The following is a 20,394-nucleotide window of genomic DNA, read 5'->3' as shown; positions in this document are numbered from 1 at the left end:
TGAGAGGCAGCCAGATTAATGCAATCTGATGCGATCTATTATGCTGTCGGTAGTTTGTGCTCCTTAAATTGTTCTCTCAGTTTGTTTTTCAAAATTTTACCGGTTGCTCCTAATGGCAATGCATCGATAAATGCGACGTCGTCCGGCAGCCACCACTTGGCAACCTTACCTTCAAAGAATTTTAAAAGTTCTTCTTTCGTTACTTCTGCGCCCGCTTTTTTCACTACCAGCAATAAAGGACGCTCATCCCATTTAGGATGGAAAATGCCGATACACGCTGCCTGCATCACCGCCGGGTGAGAAACAGCGACGTTTTCCAGATCGATCGTACCTATCCACTCTCCGCCAGATTTAATCACGTCTTTACTACGATCGGTGATCTGCATAAAGCCATCGGCATCTATCGTGGCAACGTCACCGGTCGGGAACCAACCATCCTCCAGCACTTCGCCACCTTCATTTTTATAATACGAATTGATAATCCACGGACCTTTGACCAACAGGTTGCCGTAGGTTTTGCCATCCCACGGCAACTCTTTGCCATCATCACCGACAATTTTCATATCGACGCCATACAACACATGTCCCTGCTTGGTCAGCACAGCTTCTTTTTCCGGCTCACTCAGCTCCATATGCTTGGTCAGCAAAGAACAAGCTGTTCCCAGTGGCGACATTTCTGTCATACCCCAGGCATGCACAACGTCCACATGGTAGTTGTGACGGAATGCATGCATCATCGCCGGAGGACAGGCAGAACCACCAATGACAGTACGTCTGAACGTCGAGAACTTCAGCTTATTTTGCTCTACGTAATTCAGCAAACCTAACCATACCGTCGGAACACCGGCAGAGAATGTGACTTTTTCCTCTTCGAACAATTCATACAGTGATTTGCCATCCAGATGCGGGCCAGGGAAAACCAGTTTTGCACCGGTCAACGGTGCGGAATATGGCAGCCCCCATGCATTCACATGGAACATAGGAACCACAGGAACGATAGAATCCCGCGCAGAAACATTCAGACCGTCCGGCATCGCTGATGCATACGAGTGCAGAATGGTGGAACGATGAGAATATAAGGCGCCTTTAGGATGACCTGTAGTGCCCGATGTGTAGCACAGGCTGGACGCAGAATTTTCATCAAATAGCGGCCAGACAAAATCGTCCGTGTTCGCGTCTATCAACTCTTCATAGCACAACAGATTCGGCACCTCGCTGTCTTGCGGCATGTGTTCACGCCCGCACATCATGATGAAGCCTTTTACCGTCGGGCAATGTGCTGCAATCGCTTTGATGATAGGTAAAAACGTGATGTCAAACATCAGATACTGATCTTCAGCATGATTGACGATATAAGTGATTTGATCAGGATGCAGACGAGGGTTGATCGTGTGTAGAACGGCACCTGAACCGGATACTGCATAGTAAGCCTCTAGATGACGGTAGCCATTCCATGCCAGCGTCGCAATTCTGTCGCCGATTTTGATACCGAATCCAGCTAAGGCATTTGCCAGCTTTTTCGAACGGAGGTGGCATTCTGTGTAGTTGTAACGATGAGTATCACCTTCTACTCGGCGAGAAACAATCTCGCTTTGTCCGAAATACCGATCCGCGTGCTCGATAATGCTTGAGATAAGCATAGGCTTTTCCATCATTTGGCCCATGACCGGACTCTTAGGGTACGCTGACATTTGTTCTCCTCTGGTTAACTGCTAAGTGATTGAATTTGTTTTTAACTGCATTTTCTGAATCGCATTGTTGACTGATTTTTGTACGACCGTACTAATCCGTCAATCACTATTTTTTTTGCGTAGCAACATTAGCTCCTAGAGAACTCCCTCTATTTTTAAATAAGCCTTTCCTGACAATGGTTTTCAGCATATTGCGGTGCGCAAAAATGGAGGAAATAAGCTGCTGCTGAGACCATAAAAAAAAGGGCGACAGACCCGTACGATCCATCACCCTTTTAATTAAAATACAAAGATTATTGCTGCTATGCAAATAACTACTGTTTCCCCGGCCTTATTTCTACTTCACCCACGTTGCGGACGCTGCGCTTTTGCGCTCATCCCTGTCAACGGTACACCACTCTCCAGTTCAAAGCGGGCATCTTTATCACGCCCCAATGCGGCAACCAGATACGGCATCGTTTCTTTTAAGGTTGCCATCAGAGTCCACGGCGGATTCAGGATAAACATGCCGCTGCTGTGTAAGCCGAATCCATCGGGCGATGGTCCGCTGATCGATAAGGTGACGTGCAGCCAATCTTTCGCCGCCAGCCGCTTCAGTTTTTCCGGCAGTTGCCGCGACTCCTGGCGCTGCAGTACCGGATACCATACAGCATAGACGCCGGTCGGGAACCGTTTCAGTGCATCCTCGAGTGCAACCTTGACGCGGCGATAATCGTCCTTGACCTCATATGGTGGATCAATCAGCACCAGTCCGCGGCGCGACGGTGGCGGCAATAAAGCCTTCATGCTTTCAAAACCATCGCCGTCAGAAATAATCACGCGCTTGCCACGTACCGTCGGACGGCGCCCCTGCTCAGCAGCATGTGCATCAAGCTTACGGAAGTTTTCACTGAGTATCTTGATTTCACTCGGATGCAACTCGAATAAACGCAGCCGGTCTTGCTCACGCATGACCTTATCTGCGCAATACGGTGATCCGGGGTAATAGCGCATTTTGCCACTGGGATTCAGATCCTTGATGAGCGCCATATACTCGGCCAGTGCCGGCGGCAGGTCTTTTTTGTCCCACAAAGGGGCAATACCGGTCTCATATTCTGCGTTTTTCATCGCGTAACCACTGTCGAGCGCATACAAACCTGCGCCGGAATGGGTATCGATATATGTGTAGGCAGCCTCTTTCTGATTCATGTATTGCAGCAACTGAATTAAGACCAGATGCTTAAGTACGTCGGCGTGATTGCCGGCATGAAAGCCGTGACGATAACTGAGCATGAATTGAATTCCTATAAAAAATGAAAGGCAACCTGCCTGCGCAGATTGCCATGATAACTAAGCCATTGACAGGGATGTCAGGCGACGCGCTTGCCAACAATAATCAGGTCGCGCTCTATCCCATCCAGAGTTGCAACGCGTGGCATATGCGCCCAGGTTGCAAATCCAAAATTTTCAAATAATTTCAGACTCGGCGTATTGTGACCAAAAATAAATCCTAACAGCGTATGCACATTGATTGTTGGTGCATGTGCTATGGCGAGTTCAAGAAAGCGTTTTCCCAGCCCTTTACCACGCGCGCCCTCATGCAGGTAAATCGACAGTTCTGCCGTCCCGGAATACGCCGGACGACCGTAGAAATTAGAAAACGACAACCAGCCGGTAATCTGACCATCCTGTTCGCTGACCCACAAAGGCCGGCGTTCGGGAGCGTGATCATAAAACCACTGATGCCTGGACTCCACGCTGACAGGTTCCGTATCAGCGGTCACCTGGCGGGAGGCGATCGTTGAATTGTAAATGGCAACAATCGCCGGTAAATCGTCAAAATTGGCGATTCTGTATGAAAAATGATCCGACATGATAAATTAAATTGTGTGCGTAGGCCGACTTGAGCGTATCGCGGCACCAAGTGCATCTTCGATGCGCAAGCGTATTCTTGTTCCGCTTTCATCGCTGGGGAAATGAACGCCGATACCCTGGGATTTATTATTTCCGGCACCCGCGGGTGTCACCCACGCAACCTTACCCGCAATCGGATACTTGGCCGGATCATCAAGCAAGGTCAGGATCAGGTAAATTTCGTCACCGATACGATACGCCTTATTGGTAGGAACAAAAATTCCGCCGTTCTTCAGAAACGGCATATAAGCAGCAAATAATGCGGCTTTTTCCTTGATCGCCAGAGATAAAACGGACGGGCGATTAGGTGCATGGTGCATCGGTTCTAATGCTAAATCTGACATAGTGTGCTTTCGCTGCGGTTATGCGAAGAGTGCAGAATACTCAAGCAACATATCTTCTAAAAATAATTTCGGCGATAAAGGATGCGTCGCGATTGCCTGCCGTTCGTTACAGCTCTTGATCAACATCAGCAAGGCCTCACTGGATACAACAGAAGCCAACGCCCTTACCTCTTTCTCATAGCGAGGATAATACCGGATTCTCCCGCTTTGTTTGTAAGAAAATATATCGTAGAGCCAACGCTGCATCCAGGCAATCGTTACCGGCATCTCCGTTTTCTGCATTTTATCGGCCAGTTTCAGGCTCGTATCCACGCCGGGGCGCGCCAGCTGACGTAAAAATTCATCCAGTTCCGTACGCGTGTCGGACTCTGCCGTCGCCAGCGCGGCAAGGGGTGCACCGCCCTGCTGTGCGAGCCAGACATCCGCATCACTGACGCCGCGCTGTCTGAGCCACGCGAGTGCAACTGACTGTTCCGGCATCCCCATCGGCAGTTTGTGGCAACGCGATAGTATCGTCGGCAACAACTTATCGATGCTGTTGGAAACCAGAATAAATATCGTATCTGCACCGGGTTCTTCCAGCGATTTTAATAAAGCATTCGCCGCAGGAATATTCAGCGCCTCAGCCGGATATAACACGATCACACGCCGCCCTTGTCTGTGCGTGGACAAATTCATGAAATCCGCAAGAGCACGGATCTGGTTAATCACAATTTCTTTCGATGGCGCTTTGCTCGCTTTACTCGTTTTCGCAGCGGGCTCGCTATCAGCGTCAGCCGAAGACGCTTCTTCCTCATCCAGCAGTTCGGGCCTGACACGACGGTAATCAGGATGACTGTACTGACTGAACCAGCCACAGGAACCACAGCGCCCACAGGCATGTCCGCCGGCATCCGGCTGCTCGCACAACAAAGACTTTGCCATGTGTTCGGCAAACACGGTTTTTCCTATGCCTTCAGGTCCGTACAGCAAGAAAGCATGCGGCATGCGGCCCTGCAATGATTGCAGATAATCCCATGCAGAGGTTTGCCAGCTAAATAGCGGATTACTCATATCAGGCGATACTCGTCTTTACTTGATTCGTTGGATTCTGTTCCGAAGCAGATGCTAATAAGGCATCAATAATGCCATCGATTTCATTACGGATCGCAGCTATACTTTGTGTCGAATCGATAATGCGGAAGCGCTGCGGAAATTCTTTAGCGCGGCGGAGATATTCGTTACGGGTATCGGCGAAAAAATCCGCTTTTTCCTGTTCAAATTTATCCAGCTCGCGGGTCGCATCCAGACGCGCCCGCGCCACCGCCAGCGGCACATCGAACAACAAGGTCAGATCGGGCTGCAAATCCGGATGCACCCATTGTTCGAGCGCATTCAGTTTGTCGAGCGACAAATGCCGGCCACCGCCCTGGTATGCAAAGCTCGCATCAGTGAAACGATCAGAAATCACCCAGTCGCCGCGCTCCAGTGCCGGTGCTATGACCTGTGCAATATGTTCACGCCGTACTGCAAACATCAGCAGTGCTTCTGTTTCGAGATGCATTTTTTGTTGCAGCAATACCTCGCGCAGCGTTTCTCCCAGCGGCGTACCGCCTGGCTCACGTGAAGTGATGACATCAATGCCGCGGGGCGACATCGCTTGTCTGAGTCGCTCGGCGACATAAGCAATATGCGTCGATTTGCCAGCACCGTCGATGCCCTCAAACGTGATAAATTTTCCAGTTACTTTCATTTGTTCTTTTTATTGATATTGGTTCTTGCCATCCACGTGACAGACGTGCCGGCATCGTTGTTGGCATTGCTAACGACACAGTTCTAGCGCTGATATTTATTCACCGCACGGTTATGCTCGCTCAGGTTTTCTGAAAAGTGACTGGTGCCATCACCGCGTGCCACGAAGTATAAAGCATCGCTGCGTGCCGGATTCAATGCTGCTGTAATGGATGCCAGTCCGGGTAAGGCAATTGGCGTCGGCGGCAAACCGGCACGGGTATATGTGTTATACGGCGTATCGGTCAGCAAATCTCGCTTATAAATTTTGCCCTGGTATTTGTCTCCCATACCGTAAATCACCGTTGGATCTGTCTGCAACAACATGCCGGTTTTCAGACGATTCACAAATACCGCAGCAATCTGTGCACGTTCCGACGGCTGACCGGTTTCCTTTTCGATGATTGATGCCATGATCAGCGCCTCGTATTTCGATTGATAAGGCAGATTCGCGGCACGCGCTTCCCACGCCTCATTCAACCGCTTCAACTGACTCGCATGCGCCTGCTGATAGACCTGGATATCGCTGCTACCCTTGGCAAATAAATAGGTGTCCGGAAAAAACATTCCTTCGCCCGCGACAAATTCGGCGCCGATTTTTTTCATCAGCTCGGCATCCGTCAGCCCCTTGGTATCGTGCTTTAACGCTGTACTGGCGTCGATTGCCTTACGCATCTGCGCAAACGTCCAGCCTTCAATAATCGCGACCGAGCCTTGAGAAAAATCGCCGTTGACAATTTTATCGAGCAACTCAACCGGAGTTTTCCCTGACAGCAGTTCATAAGATCCTGCCTTCAGTTTATTGGCTTTACCGGTCACGCGCGCCAGCATTTCAAATGCAAACGGCGGTAGCGGAATGCCAGCGTCCTGCATCTGTTTCGCGGCGCTGCGAACACCGCTGCCAGCCTTGATCGTGAACTCCACCGAGGCTGATGACAGCACTATCGGTTGCTCTTTCCAGTAAATGAAACCTGCAATTGCTGCGGCGCCTGTTAATAAAAATAACAGAAAAAGAATTTTGATGAGTCTCATACAAGCGCGTGGTGTTGGTGACAAAAAGATGGCGAAAAAAAATACGGGAAATGATATGCAGATTAAATCTGAGGCGCGTAGTGTAACGCAAGTCACCATGCTATTTGCTGCTGAGACCCGTAACGGAACGCAAAAAAACACCCCTGCTGCACCAAGATTTGCTGAGACTACTATAATTCGTCCAAAGCATTGTCAGCGGGCGACAGGCATAGTCAGTGTCAATGTCGCCGGTTTTCATTCAGTTCAGCAGAAAGCAAATCGATATCATGTGGCAAGAATTTACAGCGCAACAGCATCTACCAATCACCAATGGCAAATTGAGCGGACAAGCATCCGTCTGGAATAAACCAGCGTTTCAGGAAGGCTTTGTCACCCTGCTGCCGGACACCGGCCTGATACGTGCCGAGGGTGAGGAAGCCGCGCATTTTCTGCACAACCAGCTCAGCAATGATGTAGAACATTTATCCACCAGTGAAATTCGTCGCGCCGCCTATTGCACACCTAAGGGGCGGATGCTGGCCAGCTTTGTGTACTGGAAAACCGATAGTGCAATCATTTTGCAGCTATCCCGTTCGATACAAACAGCGGTACAAAAACGGCTGAGCATGTTTGTGTTGCGCGCCAAAGTAAAACTCAGCGATGTCAGCGATCAGTATGTCAGTTTCGGGCTCGGTGGCGCACAGGCAGCACAGGTGCTGACCAACTGGTTTCCTGACTTGCCAGCGGCCAACGCGCAGATCAGCAATGAATCCGGTACGCTGATCCGTTTCACTGATGTAATGAACGTCGCCCGCTATCAGTGGTTATGCCCTGCCGACAAAGCCGCAGCGGTCTGGGCTACCCTCAGCTTACAATTGCAGCCGACCAATACCGCTGACTGGAATCTGAGCGATATTCAGGCAGGCATCGCGCACATCAATCAGCTTACGCAGGAAAAATTTGTGCCGCAAATGATTAACTTTGAACTGGTCGGCGGCGTGAACTTCAGAAAAGGCTGCTATCCGGGGCAGGAAATCGTTGCCCGCAGCCAGTATCTGGGCAAGCTGAAACGCCGCATGACACTGGCGCAGATTCCCGGTGTCGGACTGACAGACGGCATGGATGTTTTTAATGTCAACGATGGCGACGAGACCAATGCTGGCGAGAACAAACAGCCATGCGGCGTGATTGTGAATGCGGAACAAATCAATGAGAGCAGCACTCTGGCCTTAATCGAAATGACGCTGGCAGATCAGGAAAGCGGCGCAATCCGTTGCGGCAGCATAGACGGTCCGCTGGCACAACTCTTGCCATTACCCTACGAGATCACCGATATTACGCGTTAAATCTGCTGTTGATCCAGACCTCGTCCGCACAAAATAAGCGCAAAACAAGCTCAGAAAAGTGATTTCAGGGCAAAAATATACTCCCCGGAGTATTTTTTACAGCCCTTATTCTATGCGGACATTAGCGTTAAATTGGCAGATACTCCCCCTTTTTCCTTAAAACACAAGATGGATTGTTATATTTATTTCAAAGCCGGAGCCGCGCTGGAGGAAAAAGTGATCGCGGCAGAAAAATCCCTGCAACAACTGGTACTGGCGCGATTGGGAATCAGGGGGAAATTGCAACGACGCCCTGAATTGGCGAATGATCTGCACACCTGGATGGAGGTGTACGCGAATGTGCCCGACGATTTCTCCGCGCAGCTGGAAATATTGGTGCAGCAAACGGGCTTAACCGAATTGCAGTACAGTGAACGTCGTACTGAATATTTTTTGGATGTAGATGTATGTGCCTGATCGTTTTTGCATGGAAGTTACTCCCCGCCACGCCGCTACTGGTCGCAGCCAATCGCGATGAATACTATGACCGCCCGGCGGCACCCGCAGGCTGGTGGCAAGATCATCCGCAGATTTATGCCGGGCGCGATCTGCAATCCGGCGGCACCTGGCTGGGAATACAAAGCCCGCAAGCCGATGCGCCTGCCAGAAAATTTGCTGCCATCACCAACGTCCGCGCACCTTCTGAAAAACGTGACGATGCACCTTCGCGTGGCGGTCTTGTTTCTGAGTATCTGCAAAATGACATGGCTGCGCAGGATTATGTCGATCAATTACGCGGCAAGGTCGATCACTACAATGGCTTTAACCTGCTCGTCGGTGACGCGCAGGATCTGATCTGGTTTTCGAATCGCCACACCGATGATCCGCGTAACGGTCTGCCGCTGGCACCTGGCATTTACGGCATCTCCAACGCCGCCTTAGACACCTGCTGGCACAAAGTCATCAAGACCAAAGCAGAATTCTGCAGTCTGCTCTGTCAGTTAGCTCCAGAAGACGCGTTCTTCGAAATGCTGGCCAATACGAATCCGGCCCCCGATTGCTGCCTGCCGGATACCGGCGTCTCGTTTGAAATGGAACGCCTGCTTTCCGCCCCCTGCATCGTCTCACCCAACTATGGCACCCGCGTTTCAACTCTGGCCAAACTACATCAGGATTACCCGGCAGAGTTTCACGAAAAAATCCTGCGCTGAGTTGATTGTAGTGACAAAAATAAGGTATCAAACCTTACGCAGCGGCGCTCGCCACAACACCAAAGCAGCCAGGCATTTCAGAACGCAGGGCAACACTGCGTAGGCGAATGACAATGCATGCAAACCGCCGCCAGTGCTGATGCCCGGCGTGTAGCCCAGATAATCCAGCAAAGGCAGCGACAAACCCGCAGCAAGTGCGAGATTCATTTTACTGGCCCAGTTCCACGCGCCGAAATAACTCCCCTCATAGCGTTCACTATGCCCCGCCTGCCGTATCACGCCCGACAGCAATGCCGGAGGCAAAGCAAGGTCAGCACCGAGACACAGGCCGGATAAAACGCAAATCACCGCAAAGGCAGTCAGATCACCGGCCTGCAGACTGTAAGCCCAGATGAAACTCAGCACCGATAACAGCATCGCCAGCAACCATGCGCGGGTTTCATGGATGCGATGCGCAATTCGTACCCACAACGGCAATGACATCGCCGCAGCGACAAAATACAGTAGCAACAATACGCCAGAATACGACGCCAGTTGCAAGCGGTCTTTGGCGAAAAATAAAAACAAGGTCGCTGGAATTGCCGCTGCAATTCCGTTCAGCACAAAGACCAAGAATAATGAGCGGAAATAGGAATTCGAAAACAAATGGCGCCAGCGCAAGCGAGTGTGCTGTTCCAGATGGCGATTAAGCAAGTCTGGGGTAAAACGCAGCAGCAAAAAGGCGCAGATCAGTAAGCTACAAATCAGCACCGCAGACAACCACGAAATATCGGCGAATTGCGATAACAATGCAGCAGTAACGACACCGGCGACGCCACAGAGTTCACGCGTCGCAGTCAGACGCAGACGTTCTCCCGGAAACTGCGTCAGCGCTACGCCCCAGCTTTGAAAGGCGATACTGGCGAGACTATATCCGGCATACACCATCAGCAAGGCGCAGAAAAACCAGAGCATTGGTGAAACCGCCGTCGCTGCTGGCGGATGAAACAACGCGTAAAAACCAGGGATCAGCAAAGGCAGTGAATACAGAATAAAGCGGCCGTATCCCTGATTCGCTGGACGTTTGTCTATCCATGCGCCGAGCAAGGGATCAAGGAACGCATCGAGCACACGCGAGACCAACAGTGCAGAGCCAATCAGACTCAGCGACATGCCAAAGCGCTCGGCATAAAACTGTGGCACGTACACGTAAATCGGCAAGGCGAGCAAGGCCAGTGGAAAGCCAAACAAACCATATGCCAGCAATCTGGGGAGCGAAAAAACTTTCACCTGCACGTCTCTTTCAGTTTGAGTTCATCGTCTATGCGTCCGCATCGGATCAAGGATCAGATCGACGAAAAAAAGCGCGCTCATTATTTCATGAACGCGCTTTTTCTGTGCGACACCTGCGATGACGGCTATTTCGTGGTGACAGTCATCAATAATCTTATACGGTGTAACTTAACTCAACTCTTCCAGACGCAGTTTGATGACTGAGCCGGTAACAGTGGCCAGTGCTTCGATTTTTTCTATCGCAGCGATGATATTTTTCTCTTTGGTCTGATGCGTCAGGATGATGATGTCGGTACGGGTTTCGCCCTCACCCGGTTCTTTCTGCAACATCGCATCGATAGAAATCGACAGATCAGCCAGAATACGGGTTACATCAGCCAGCACACCGGGTTTGTCTTCGACATGCATGCGCAGATAGTAGCTGGTCACGATTTCTGACATCGGCAAAATCGGCAGATCGCTGATCGCAGCCGGTTGGAACGCCAGATGCGGCACCCGATGTTCCGGGTCAGCGGTCGCCAGACGCGTGATATCCACCAGGTCCGCAATCACCGCTGAAGCGGTTGGTTCTGCGCCCGCACCTTTGCCGTAATACAGAGTCGCACCGACGGCGTCGCCTTGCACCAGCACGGCATTCATCGCCCCTTCCACGTTCGCAATCAGACGTTTTTCAGGAATCAGCGTCGGATGCACGCGCAACTCTATGCCTTCCGGCGTACGCTTGGTAATACCCAGTAATTTGATGCGATAGCCAAGATCTTCGGCATAACGGATGTCGCTGGCTTCCAGCTTGGTGATGCCTTCGACATAGGCTTTATCGAATTGCATAGGAATGCCGTACGCAATTGAGGCCATGATGGTCGCTTTATGCGCCGCATCCACACCTTCGATGTCAAAGGTTGGATCCGCTTCCGCGTAGCCTAATGCCTGCGCCTCTTTCAGCACGGAATTGAAGTCCAGCCCTTTGTCACGCATTTCCGACAAAATGAAATTGGTGGTGCCATTGATGATGCCAGCGATCCATTGAATACGATTGGCCGTCAGGCCTTCACGCAGCGCTTTGATGATAGGAATACCTCCGGCGACAGCCGCTTCAAAGGCAACCATCACGCCTTTTTCCTGCGCCGCTTTAAAAATCTCATTGCCATGCGTTGCCAGCAATGCCTTGTTTGCCGTTACCACATGTTTGCCATTCGCAATCGCTTTCAGCACCAGATCTTTGGCGATGCCATAACCACCGATCAGTTCAATTACGATATCGATGTCAGGATTGTTCACCACCAGATTGGCATCATTGACGACTTCCGCTTCACCATTTGTGAGTTCACGTGCCCGCTCAATATTCAGATCTGCCACCATCGCAATTTCAATTGAACGGCCAGCGCGACGCGTAATTTCTTCCTGATTACGCTTCAAGACGTTGAAAGTGCCGGAACCGACAGTGCCTATACCTAACAGACCTACTTTGATGGGTTTCATATGATTTTTAAACAGTAAATTGGAATTAATTAGTACCGTGACGCTTACGATATCCCTCAAGGAAATAATCGATACGTCCGAATGCTTCAGTCAGATCATCCGCGTTTGGCAAGAATACCACCCTGAAGTGGTCAGGTCTGATCCAGTTAAAACCTGTTCCCTGCACCAACAATACACGCTGCTCGGTCAGCAGTTCATGTATGAATTCCTGGTCATCCGTGATCGGATAAATCTCGGGGTCCAGTTTCGGAAACATATACAACGCTGCTTTTGGCTTCACACAGCTGACGCCGGGGATCGCCGTCAGCAATTTGTGCGCAAGATCGCGCTGGCGCAATAAACGACCACCAGGCCCGACCAGATCCTTGATGCTCTGATAGCCACCCAGCGCGGTCTGAATCGCAAACTGCCCCGGCGCATTCGCACACAAGCGCATCGAGGCCAGCATATTCAGGCCTTCAATATAATCTTTGGCATGGCGTTTTTCACCGGAAACCACCATCCAGCCGGCACGATAGCCGCAAGAGCGATAATTTTTTGAAAGACCGTTGAGGGTGAGAAATAATACGTCATCCGCTAACGAAGCAATCGACACATGCTCGGCTTCATCATACAAAGTCTTATCGTAAATTTCATCCGCAAACACAATTAACTGATGCTGACGGGCGACTTCGACGATCTGCTGCAACACTTCGACCGGATACAAGGCGCCGGTAGGATTATTCGGATTGATGACGACAATCGCTTTCGTATTCGGAGTGATCTTGCTCTTGATATCGTCGATATCCGGCATCCAGTCGGCACTTTCATCGCACACATAATGCACGGGATTACCGCCGGACAAACTTACGGCAGCAGTCCACAGAGGATAGTCCGGTGCAGGCACCAGAACTTCATCACCGCTGTTCAGCAATGCGTTCATGCCCATCACGATCAGCTCAGATGCGCCATTACCGATATAGATATCTTCTATTGTCACGCCACGGATGAATTTTTCCTGCGTGTAATGCATGATGGATTTTCGCGGAGCAAACATGCCCTTGGAATCCGTATAGCCGGCCGCGTTATGCATATTACGGATCATATCCTGCACAATTTCATCCGGCGGATCAAAATTAAACACCGCCAGATTGCCGATGTTGAGCTTAATGATCTTGTGCCCTTCGTCTTCCATCTGCTTGGCTTTTTCCAGCACCGGTCCACGGATGTCATAACAAACGTTCGCTAACTTTTGTGATTTTTGTATCGGACGCACTGGAAAATTCCTTCTATGATAAGCGTGCAAGCCAGCAAAATCAGAACACCCTATTTTGCTGCAATGCGAAACGAAACATTTTTGCACAGGGCATCCGGTTTGATCAATTCGTTTTCAATAAATCGCTGTCACAAACATGATTTCGTGCAAATAACCGATGTTTTTAATACCACGCCAACATCAAAACAAACGAATATTCGAAATTACACAGAAATTGCCACAGATTGTTAATTGTTTATTCTGATTTACAAAAGCGGAGTAGTATCAAATCCGGCGAGGATATGCTACTACTGAAAAAAATCTGCGATGAGGGGGGGACTATGTCAGTAACATCATTTATACAAAAATTGAGTATCGCCAGACAACTGCGCATCATTATCGTCAGCGCAGTTCTGGGCATCGTTGTATTAACAGGGCTGTTTCTTTTCTCCGAAAAAGCCATGCTGTTACAAGAACGTAAGAGCAATGTCAGGCAAACCGTAGAAACCGTTGAGAAACTGGTTGCGCACTATCACGATCTGGCGACCAAAAACAAGATGCCGGAAGCGGATGCCAAACAAGCTGCGAAAGATGCTGTACGCGCATTGAAATACGGTGCGGACGAATACTTCTGGATTAATGACATGAATAACCGCATGGTCATGCATCCGATTAAGCCGGCACTTGACGGCACTGATTTATCCGATAACAAAGATCCCACGGGAAAACTTTTTTTTTGTCGAAATGGTGCAGACGGTGAAAGAACATGGCGAAGGATTTGTGTTCTATATGTGGCCTAAACCCGGCAGTGAAGCACCGGTAGAAAAAGTCTCATTTGTCAAAGGATTTAAACCCTGGGGCTGGGTTATCGGTTCGGGTGTCTATATTGATTCGGTTAACGCCACATTTTATGAACACCTGCTGTCATTCTCTGTCGGCGCAGCGATACTGACCGGTATCTTATTACTGATTTCGCTCGTGATTGCCAAAAGTCTGCTGCAGCAACTGGGCGGCGAGCCAAGCTATGCAGCGGAAATTACCAGCCAGATTGCGCAAGGTGATCTGAGCACGGATATCCAGCTCAGATCCGGCGATCAGTCCAGTCTGCTGTACTCCATACAATCCATGCGTGACAGCATCGCAAAAATCATCGGTGACGTACGTACCGGAACAGAAGCGATTTCCAGCGCATCGACCGAGATCGCATCAGGCAATATGGACTTATCATCCCGAACTGAGTCGCAGGCCAGCTCGCTTGAAGAAACGGCATCATCAATGGAAGAGCTGACCAGCACTGTACAACACAACGCCGATAATGCGCGGCAGGCAAATCAACTGGTTCTGAATGCGTCAGAAGTTGCCAGAAAAGGTGGTGCCGTTGTGACCGAGGTTGTATCCACCATGGGAGTCATCAATGCCTCATCGCAAAAAATTGTCGACATCATCGGCGTCATTGATGGCATTGCTTTTCAGACCAATATCCTGGCATTGAATGCTGCCGTCGAGGCAGCCCGCGCAGGCGAGCAGGGACGCGGCTTTGCCGTTGTCGCATCGGAAGTCCGCAATCTGGCGCAACGCTCCGCAACAGCGGCAAAAGAAATCAAAGCGCTGATCAATGACTCCGTAGAGAGCGTCAATCACGGCAGCAAGCTGGTCGATCAGGCTGGTGAAACCATGAACGAGATTCTCGAAAGTGTGCGTAAAGTAACCGATGTGATCGCGGAAATTTCTGCGGCGACATCCGAACAAAGTTCTGGCATCTCCCAGGTTAATCTGGCGATTGTAGAAATGGATAACGTCACCCAGCAAAATGCTGCGCTGGTCGAACAGGCAGCGGCGGCGGCGGCCGCAATGCAGGAGCAATCGGCCCACCTGCTCAGCGAAGTCAGCATTTTCAAGTTAAAGACGGATGCTGCTGCGCCTGTGGCGGCAAGACCTGCACCAGCCAGACCAGCTGCGGTGCGCGCGGCAAGCCCAAACCGCTCCGTGGGACAGACGAAATCACAAACGATAAACAAAGCGCTCCCGGCGAAGAAAACGATCACATCCCAGGCCCAGAAACAGGACGAGGCGGATCAGTGGGAGGAGTTCTGATTGCGTAAGGTATCGCTTGCGTCAGTCAGATTTCACCTCACGTACGCGGGAGAATCACTGCACATAGTCAGATCACAGCAATTCAATCGTCTGCTTCGCAAGCAAGACAGTCACTCAAGGCGGACAAATTTTTGTCCGCTTTTTTTTTGACTGCAAGAATCTGGCCTGCGGAGGAATAAGACCCAAAAAAACAAGCGGTTAGTTTGTTCCCGGTACGGCTAAAGCACCTGACTGCTTTTCAGAATTGATCAATCGATGTCAGAAATTCTGTAAAAAAAGTTACAATGCTGCACTCACAAGGCGTACACCAAAGACAGAGCAAAAAAGATGAAGCTGCATTCGACACCGACACAACAATACCAAACCGTTACAGGCTACGAAAAGGACAGCGTTGAAATCAACGCGATTCTCTACACTCATAGTCTGATTGTTTTGCCTGAAACTAAGCCTGTCGTCTGGCCAGTCAGCAGCTTTGATGACCTGAGCGCTGATGATTTTGCGCAAATTGATACCACCAAACCTGATGTCGTGATTTTAGGAACGGGCAACAAACAACGTTTCATTCATCCTCGCCTGATTGCGGCACTGACAGCGCAACGCATCGGTGTTGAATGTATGGATAATCAGGCAGCTTGCCGCACCTATAACATTCTGATGGCGGAAGGCCGCAAGGTTGCACTGGCGCTGGTGATGGAGAAGGCATGAACATCAACAAACATACACAATCGCCGTTCGAGTCGCCGCGAACCTTATGGGTATTGGCGATCGGCTTCCTGATTATCTGGTTTTATATGCTGGGCGCCAGAACCCTGGTGCCGACTGATGAAGGCCGCTACGCCGAGATGGGACGAGAAATGCTGGCCACCGGCGACTGGATCACGCTGCGCCTGAACGGCATCAAGTATTTCGAAAAGCCGCCACTGCAAAACTGGATGAACGCCCTCACCTTTGCCGTGTTTGGCCTCGGTGACTGGCAGGCACGTTTATGGACCGGGCTTTGCGGTCTGATCGGCGTTGCGTCTGTCGCTTATACCGGAAATAAATTATTTAACCGTCGCGTCGGCATTATCGCCGCACTGGTACTGGGTTCCTGCTTTTACTGGGCCGGTATGGGGCACGTCAATTCGCTGGACATGGGTTTATCCGGCATGATGGTGCTTTGCATGTGCGGACTTATCGTCGGGCAACGCGATGGCGTCAGTGACATTGAACGCCGCAACGCCATGTTGGTGTGTTGGACGGGCATGGCATTAGCAACAATGTCAAAAGGCTTGATAGGTTTTGTTTTACCGGGTGCAGTACTGGTGATATACACCTTGCTGACCAGAGACTGGGCTTTGTGGGCACGCTTGCACATGGGCAAAGGTCTGATTCTGTTTTTTGCGATCACGGCACCCTGGTTCATTTTAATTGCACTGAAAAATCCGGAACATCCGCACTTCTTTTTCATCCACGAGCACTTTCAGCGTTTCACCAGCGGTGTACACAATCGTGGCGGTGCCTGGTATTACTTCTTCCCTTTCCTGTTGCTGGGTATCGTGCCCTGGCTAGGCGTATTGCTGCAGGGTTTGTGGACTGGCGTCAAAGAGCCATCGACAGGCTTTCAACCGCGTAAACTGCTGTTGGTCTGGGCAGTGTTTTTCTTTTTCTTCTTCAGTATTTCCGGTTCTAAATTGCCGGGCTATATTCTGCCGATTTTCCCGGCGCTGGCTCTGCTGATTGCGTATTATGTTGACCAATGTCAGGCGCGTGATCTGAAGATAGCGGCTCTTCTGTTTGCGTTGTTGGGACTGGTCGGTCTGCTGTTTGTAAATAAGGCAGCAGGACTGGGCTCTAATCCCATTGAAATCTCGCTGAATCAGGGTTATGCCGTATGGCTTTTTGTCGCCGCAGGCATGACGCTGGCTGGCGGTCTTGGCGCTTGGTTTGTTGCAGGCAAAGGTGCCACTGGCAAAGACTGGTCCGTGATTCTGCTGGCGAGTGCCGGATTTATCGCCGGACAAGTCGCCTTTCTCGGTCACGATCCCTGGGGTAAATATATCGCCGGCTCTGCGCATGTGCCTGCGATGAAAGCGGAACTAACAAAACCGGATACCCCTTTGTACGCCGTCGGGCGATATGAACAGGCGCTGCCGTTTTATCTGGAACGTACGCTGACACTGGTAGAATTTCCGGATGAAATGGAATTCGGTCTGAAACAGCAACCGGAATTATGGATACCTGACCGCGCCGATTTCGTTGCACGCTGGCGGGCGCATAATCAGCGCGGCGAAGCGGCTGTTGCCATTGTCCGCACCGATATTTACAAGGAATTCCAACAGCAACATCTGCCTATGCGCGTGATTGGTGAAGATCCGCGCCGTGTGATTATCGCGACGATACATCCTTAAAAAAAAAGAAAAACATCAGAATCACAATGAATATTAATACTTTCGGCTTCATCATTACCGGCATTCTGCTGAACGCGTTAGCACAATTGCTGCTGAAAAAAGGCACGAATGCCATCGGTGAAATCCACGTCAATGCCAGCAACTGGCTTCATATCGGCATACAGATCGCAACCCAGTTGCCCATCATCGGTGGTCTCGCGTGTTATGGGCTGTCTGTTGTGGTGTGGATCATCGGTCTGTCACGCATACCGGTGACGATCGCCTACCCTCTGCTGTCGATCGGTTACATCGTCAATGCGATCGGTGCCTGGTATTTCCTCGGCGAAGCCATGACCTTGCAACGTATGCTGGCGATCGGCATCATCATCATCGGCGTGGCTTTACTAATGAAGAGTTAATTAGAGAAATTGGGGGAGTATGTGTAAAAATCGCCCTATTCCCTGCGGAAACAAAGGGCTTCCGGATATACTCCACCCAGTATATAAACATCCTGATGCAGCACCAATTGCACCAGACACGTAGCAAACATGCAGTACGTACGCGTCTCAGACGCTATTAAAGGATCAATATGAGCGACTCTTTACCATTTTTGCCTTTCACCAAACCCAGCATAGATGAAGAAACCATTGCGGCTGTCTCGGAAGTATTGCGCTCCGGCTGGCTCGCCAGCGGACCAAAAGTGCAGGCGTTGGAAGCGCAGTTATCAGAATACTTCGGTGGCCGTCCGGTACGTACGTTTAACTCCGGCACCTGCACCATGGAAATCGCTTTGCGCATCGCCGGCATCGGCGCTGGTGACGAGGTGATCACGACGCCGAACTCATGGGTCGCCACGGCCAGCGTGATTATTGAAACCGGCGCAACGCCAGTGTTTGTCGATATCGATCCGAAAACGCATAACATCGACCTGAACCGGGTTGAAGCCGCGATCACACCACGCACAAAAGCAATCATTCCTGTGCACATGTGCGGCCTGCCTTGCGACATGGATAAATTGTACGAGCTTGCCGACAAATATCATTTGCGCGTGGTCGAAGATGCAGCGCAGGCCATAGGCTCAACCTGGAAAGGGAAACGCATAGGCTCGTTTGGCGATTTTGTGTCGTTCAGCTTTCAGGTCAACAAAAATATCATGACCGGTGAAGGTGGTTGTCTGGTATTGAATAATGCAGAAGAAGCACGCCTTGCCGAAAAATACCGTTTACAAGGCGTGACCCGCAGCGGCCTGGATGGTATCGACGTAGATGTGCTGGGCGGAAAATTCAATCTGACCGACATCGCCGCAGCAATCGGCCTCGGTCAGATGAAACATCTGGCGGAATTCAACGGCAGACGTAAAGAACTCGCCCAATATTATTTCGAACAATTCGGCCCGGACTTTGAAGCGCAGACCGGTGCCGAACTGCCGGTCGCGGACTTCACCAACTCCAACTGGCACATGTTCCACATCGTGCTGCCGGAACGTGTAAACCGCGCAGTCTTCATGCAGCAGATGCTGGACGTGCAGATTGGTCTCGGCTACCACTATCGTCCGATTCATCTGTTCACCATGTACCGCGCCCGTGGCTTTAAAGAAGGCATGTTCCCGATTGCTGAACGTATTGGCAATCAGATCGTGACTTTGCCATTGTTCCCGGCAATGACAAAGGCCGATGTCGAACGCGTCGTGTCTGCGGTAAAATCCCGCCTTCTTTGAATCTGGCACGCCTTATGATGAAACCCGAACTCTCAGTGGTCATTCCTGTTTACAACGAGGAAGCAGGCCTCGCCAAGTTGTTCAGCCGCCTTTATCCCGCTCTCGATACGCTGGCGGCACGCGGCATCAGCTATGAAATCGTCTTCGTCAACGATGGCAGCCGCGACAATACCGCGGCGATTTTATCCGACCAGTTCCGCCTTCGCCCCGACGTCACACGCGTCGTACTGTTCAATGGTAATTACGGCCAGCACATGGCGATTCTGGCTGGCTTTGAAGCAACCCGTGGCGAGATTGTGGTCACGCTCGATGCTGACTTACAAAATCCTCCGGAAGAAATCGGCGCACTGGTCGACAAAATGCGCGAAGGTTACGACTATGTAGGATCGATACGACGCAAGCGTCAGGATTCTGCCTGGCGAACCTATGCGTCAAAAGCGATGAACCACCTGCGCGAAAAAATCACCCGCATCAAAATCACCGATCAGGGCAATATGCTGCGTGCCTACGGTCGGAACGTGATTGATCTGATTAATCAGTGCGGCGAAGTCAACACCTTCGTACCTGCGCTGGCCTACACGTTTTCACGCAAACCAACAGAAATCGTGGTGGAGCATGAGGAGCGTGCTGCGGGTGAATCCAAATACTCGCTATACAGTCTGATACGTCTGAATTTCGACCTGATGACTGGCTTTTCCATCATGCCTTTGCAGATATTCTCCATGCTTGGGATGATGTTGTCGCTGCTTTCCGGCGGTTTAGTTGCTTTGCTGCTGATACGCCGTTTCGTTTTCGGCGCGGAAGCCGAAGGGCTGTTCACCCTTTTCGCCATCGCTTTTTTCCTGATGGGTGTGATTCTGTTTGGCATAGGCTTGCTTGGCGAATACATCGGGCGCATTTATCAGCAAGTACGAGGTCGCCCGCGTTACGTGGTGCAAACGATTTTGCAAGATCTGCCTGCTAGTGCAGCGAAGGAAAACTGAC

19 protein-coding genes and 1 pseudogene are annotated in these 20,394 nt (G+C 50.7%); 10 read left to right on the top strand and 10 right to left on the bottom strand.

What is annotated here, in order from left to right; translation table 11 throughout:
- Nucleotides 1-38 precede the first annotated feature (38 nt).
- From ACPAOP_RS11495 to mltG, 7 genes are all read right to left on the bottom strand, one after another.
- Nucleotides 39-1,691 (bottom strand): 3-(methylthio)propionyl-CoA ligase, encoded by a 1,653-nt coding sequence (locus ACPAOP_RS11495; protein WP_423708101.1) that lies wholly within the window; start codon nt 1,689-1,691, stop codon nt 39-41.
- Nucleotides 1,692-2,033: 342 nt separating this feature from the next.
- Nucleotides 2,034-2,963 carry a 23S rRNA (adenine(2030)-N(6))-methyltransferase RlmJ gene (locus ACPAOP_RS11490; RefSeq protein WP_423708099.1) on the bottom strand — a complete coding sequence of 310 codons (930 nt, stop codon included), beginning with the start codon at nt 2,961-2,963 and terminating at the stop codon, nt 2,034-2,036.
- A 77-nt stretch (nt 2,964-3,040) separates the two neighbouring features.
- Nucleotides 3,041-3,544: a GNAT family N-acetyltransferase gene (locus ACPAOP_RS11485; protein ID WP_423708098.1), complete on the bottom strand. Its 504-nt coding sequence runs from the start codon at nt 3,542-3,544 to the stop codon at nt 3,041-3,043.
- Nucleotides 3,545-3,550: 6 nt separating this feature from the next.
- Nucleotides 3,551-3,928: a PilZ domain-containing protein gene (locus ACPAOP_RS11480; protein ID WP_423679554.1), complete on the bottom strand. Its 378-nt coding sequence runs from the start codon at nt 3,926-3,928 to the stop codon at nt 3,551-3,553.
- Nucleotides 3,929-3,946: 18 nt separating this feature from the next.
- The gene (gene holB, locus ACPAOP_RS11475; protein WP_423708097.1) at nt 3,947-4,981 is read right to left on the bottom strand and encodes a DNA polymerase III subunit delta'; all 1,035 of its coding nucleotides are present in this window, start codon (nt 4,979-4,981) and stop codon (nt 3,947-3,949) included.
- Nucleotide 4,982: 1 nt separating this feature from the next.
- A complete protein-coding gene (gene tmk, locus ACPAOP_RS11470; RefSeq protein ID WP_423708095.1) occupies nt 4,983-5,660 on the bottom strand; it encodes a dTMP kinase in 678 nt (225 codons plus the stop codon).
- Between the two features lie 83 nt (nt 5,661-5,743).
- Complete coding sequence (gene mltG / locus ACPAOP_RS11465; RefSeq protein ID WP_423679551.1) at nt 5,744-6,730, bottom strand: endolytic transglycosylase MltG; 987 nt, start codon at nt 6,728-6,730, stop codon at nt 5,744-5,746.
- On the opposite strand from mltG, the gene ACPAOP_RS11460 reads away from it, so the two are divergent.
- The 4 genes from ACPAOP_RS11460 (at nt 6,720) to ACPAOP_RS11445 (ending at nt 9,245) form a co-directional block, all read left to right on the top strand.
- Nucleotides 6,720-7,076: a hypothetical protein gene (locus ACPAOP_RS11460; RefSeq protein ID WP_423708093.1), complete on the top strand. Its 357-nt coding sequence runs from the start codon at nt 6,720-6,722 to the stop codon at nt 7,074-7,076. The genes mltG and ACPAOP_RS11460 overlap by 11 nt on opposite strands.
- Entirely contained in the window at nt 7,048-8,055 is a 1,008-nt protein-coding gene (locus ACPAOP_RS11455; protein ID WP_423708092.1) for a YgfZ/GcvT domain-containing protein, read from the top strand. The genes ACPAOP_RS11460 and ACPAOP_RS11455 overlap by 29 nt, the downstream gene beginning before the upstream one ends.
- Nucleotides 8,056-8,223: 168 nt before the next feature.
- The gene (locus ACPAOP_RS11450; RefSeq protein WP_423708091.1) at nt 8,224-8,511 is read left to right on the top strand and encodes a DUF4936 family protein; all 288 of its coding nucleotides are present in this window, start codon (nt 8,224-8,226) and stop codon (nt 8,509-8,511) included.
- A complete protein-coding gene (locus tag ACPAOP_RS11445; RefSeq protein WP_423708090.1) occupies nt 8,502-9,245 on the top strand; it encodes an NRDE family protein in 744 nt (247 codons plus the stop codon). Before ACPAOP_RS11450 ends, ACPAOP_RS11445 begins: the two co-directional genes overlap by 10 nt.
- Before the next feature lie 27 nt (nt 9,246-9,272).
- On the opposite strand, the gene ACPAOP_RS11440 is transcribed toward ACPAOP_RS11445, so the two are convergent.
- From ACPAOP_RS11440 to ACPAOP_RS11430, 3 genes are all read right to left on the bottom strand, one after another.
- On the bottom strand, nt 9,273-10,514 hold the full coding sequence (locus ACPAOP_RS11440) for an MFS transporter (protein ID WP_423708088.1): 1,242 nt from the start codon (nt 10,512-10,514) through the stop codon (nt 9,273-9,275).
- A 171-nt stretch (nt 10,515-10,685) separates the two neighbouring features.
- Entirely contained in the window at nt 10,686-11,996 is a 1,311-nt protein-coding gene (locus ACPAOP_RS11435; RefSeq protein WP_423679546.1) for a homoserine dehydrogenase, read from the bottom strand.
- Nucleotides 11,997-12,021: 25 nt separating this feature from the next.
- A complete protein-coding gene (locus tag ACPAOP_RS11430) occupies nt 12,022-13,251 on the bottom strand; it encodes a pyridoxal phosphate-dependent aminotransferase (RefSeq protein WP_423679545.1) in 1,230 nt (409 codons plus the stop codon).
- 320 nt (nt 13,252-13,571) lie between these two features.
- On the opposite strand from ACPAOP_RS11430, the pseudogene ACPAOP_RS11425 reads away from it, so the two are divergent.
- The 6 genes and pseudogenes from ACPAOP_RS11425 (at nt 13,572) to ACPAOP_RS11400 (ending at nt 20,393) form a co-directional block, all read left to right on the top strand.
- Nucleotides 13,572-15,324, top strand: a pseudogene (locus ACPAOP_RS11425) (methyl-accepting chemotaxis protein).
- 327 nt (nt 15,325-15,651) lie between these two features.
- Nucleotides 15,652-16,029 carry an Mth938-like domain-containing protein gene (locus tag ACPAOP_RS11420; RefSeq protein ID WP_423679543.1) on the top strand — a complete coding sequence of 126 codons (378 nt, stop codon included), beginning with the start codon at nt 15,652-15,654 and terminating at the stop codon, nt 16,027-16,029.
- Nucleotides 16,026-17,714 (top strand): glycosyltransferase family 39 protein, encoded by a 1,689-nt coding sequence (locus ACPAOP_RS11415; protein ID WP_423708087.1) that lies wholly within the window; start codon nt 16,026-16,028, stop codon nt 17,712-17,714. The genes ACPAOP_RS11420 and ACPAOP_RS11415 overlap by 4 nt, the downstream gene beginning before the upstream one ends.
- A gap of 26 nt (nt 17,715-17,740) precedes the next feature.
- A complete protein-coding gene (locus ACPAOP_RS11410; protein ID WP_423679541.1) occupies nt 17,741-18,112 on the top strand; it encodes an EamA family transporter in 372 nt (123 codons plus the stop codon).
- 170 nt (nt 18,113-18,282) lie between these two features.
- Nucleotides 18,283-19,410, top strand: a complete 1,128-nt coding sequence (locus ACPAOP_RS11405) for a DegT/DnrJ/EryC1/StrS family aminotransferase (protein WP_423708085.1) — start codon at nt 18,283-18,285, stop codon at nt 19,408-19,410.
- Nucleotides 19,411-19,427: 17 nt separating this feature from the next.
- A complete protein-coding gene (locus ACPAOP_RS11400; RefSeq protein ID WP_186883762.1) occupies nt 19,428-20,393 on the top strand; it encodes a glycosyltransferase in 966 nt (321 codons plus the stop codon).
- Nucleotide 20,394: the final 1 nt, after the last annotated feature.

The organism is Undibacterium sp. WLX3042 (assembly GCF_049544825.1).
GTDB lineage: Bacteria > Pseudomonadota > Gammaproteobacteria > Burkholderiales > Burkholderiaceae_D > Undibacterium.
This window is presented reverse-complemented; position numbering and strand designations above follow the sequence as displayed.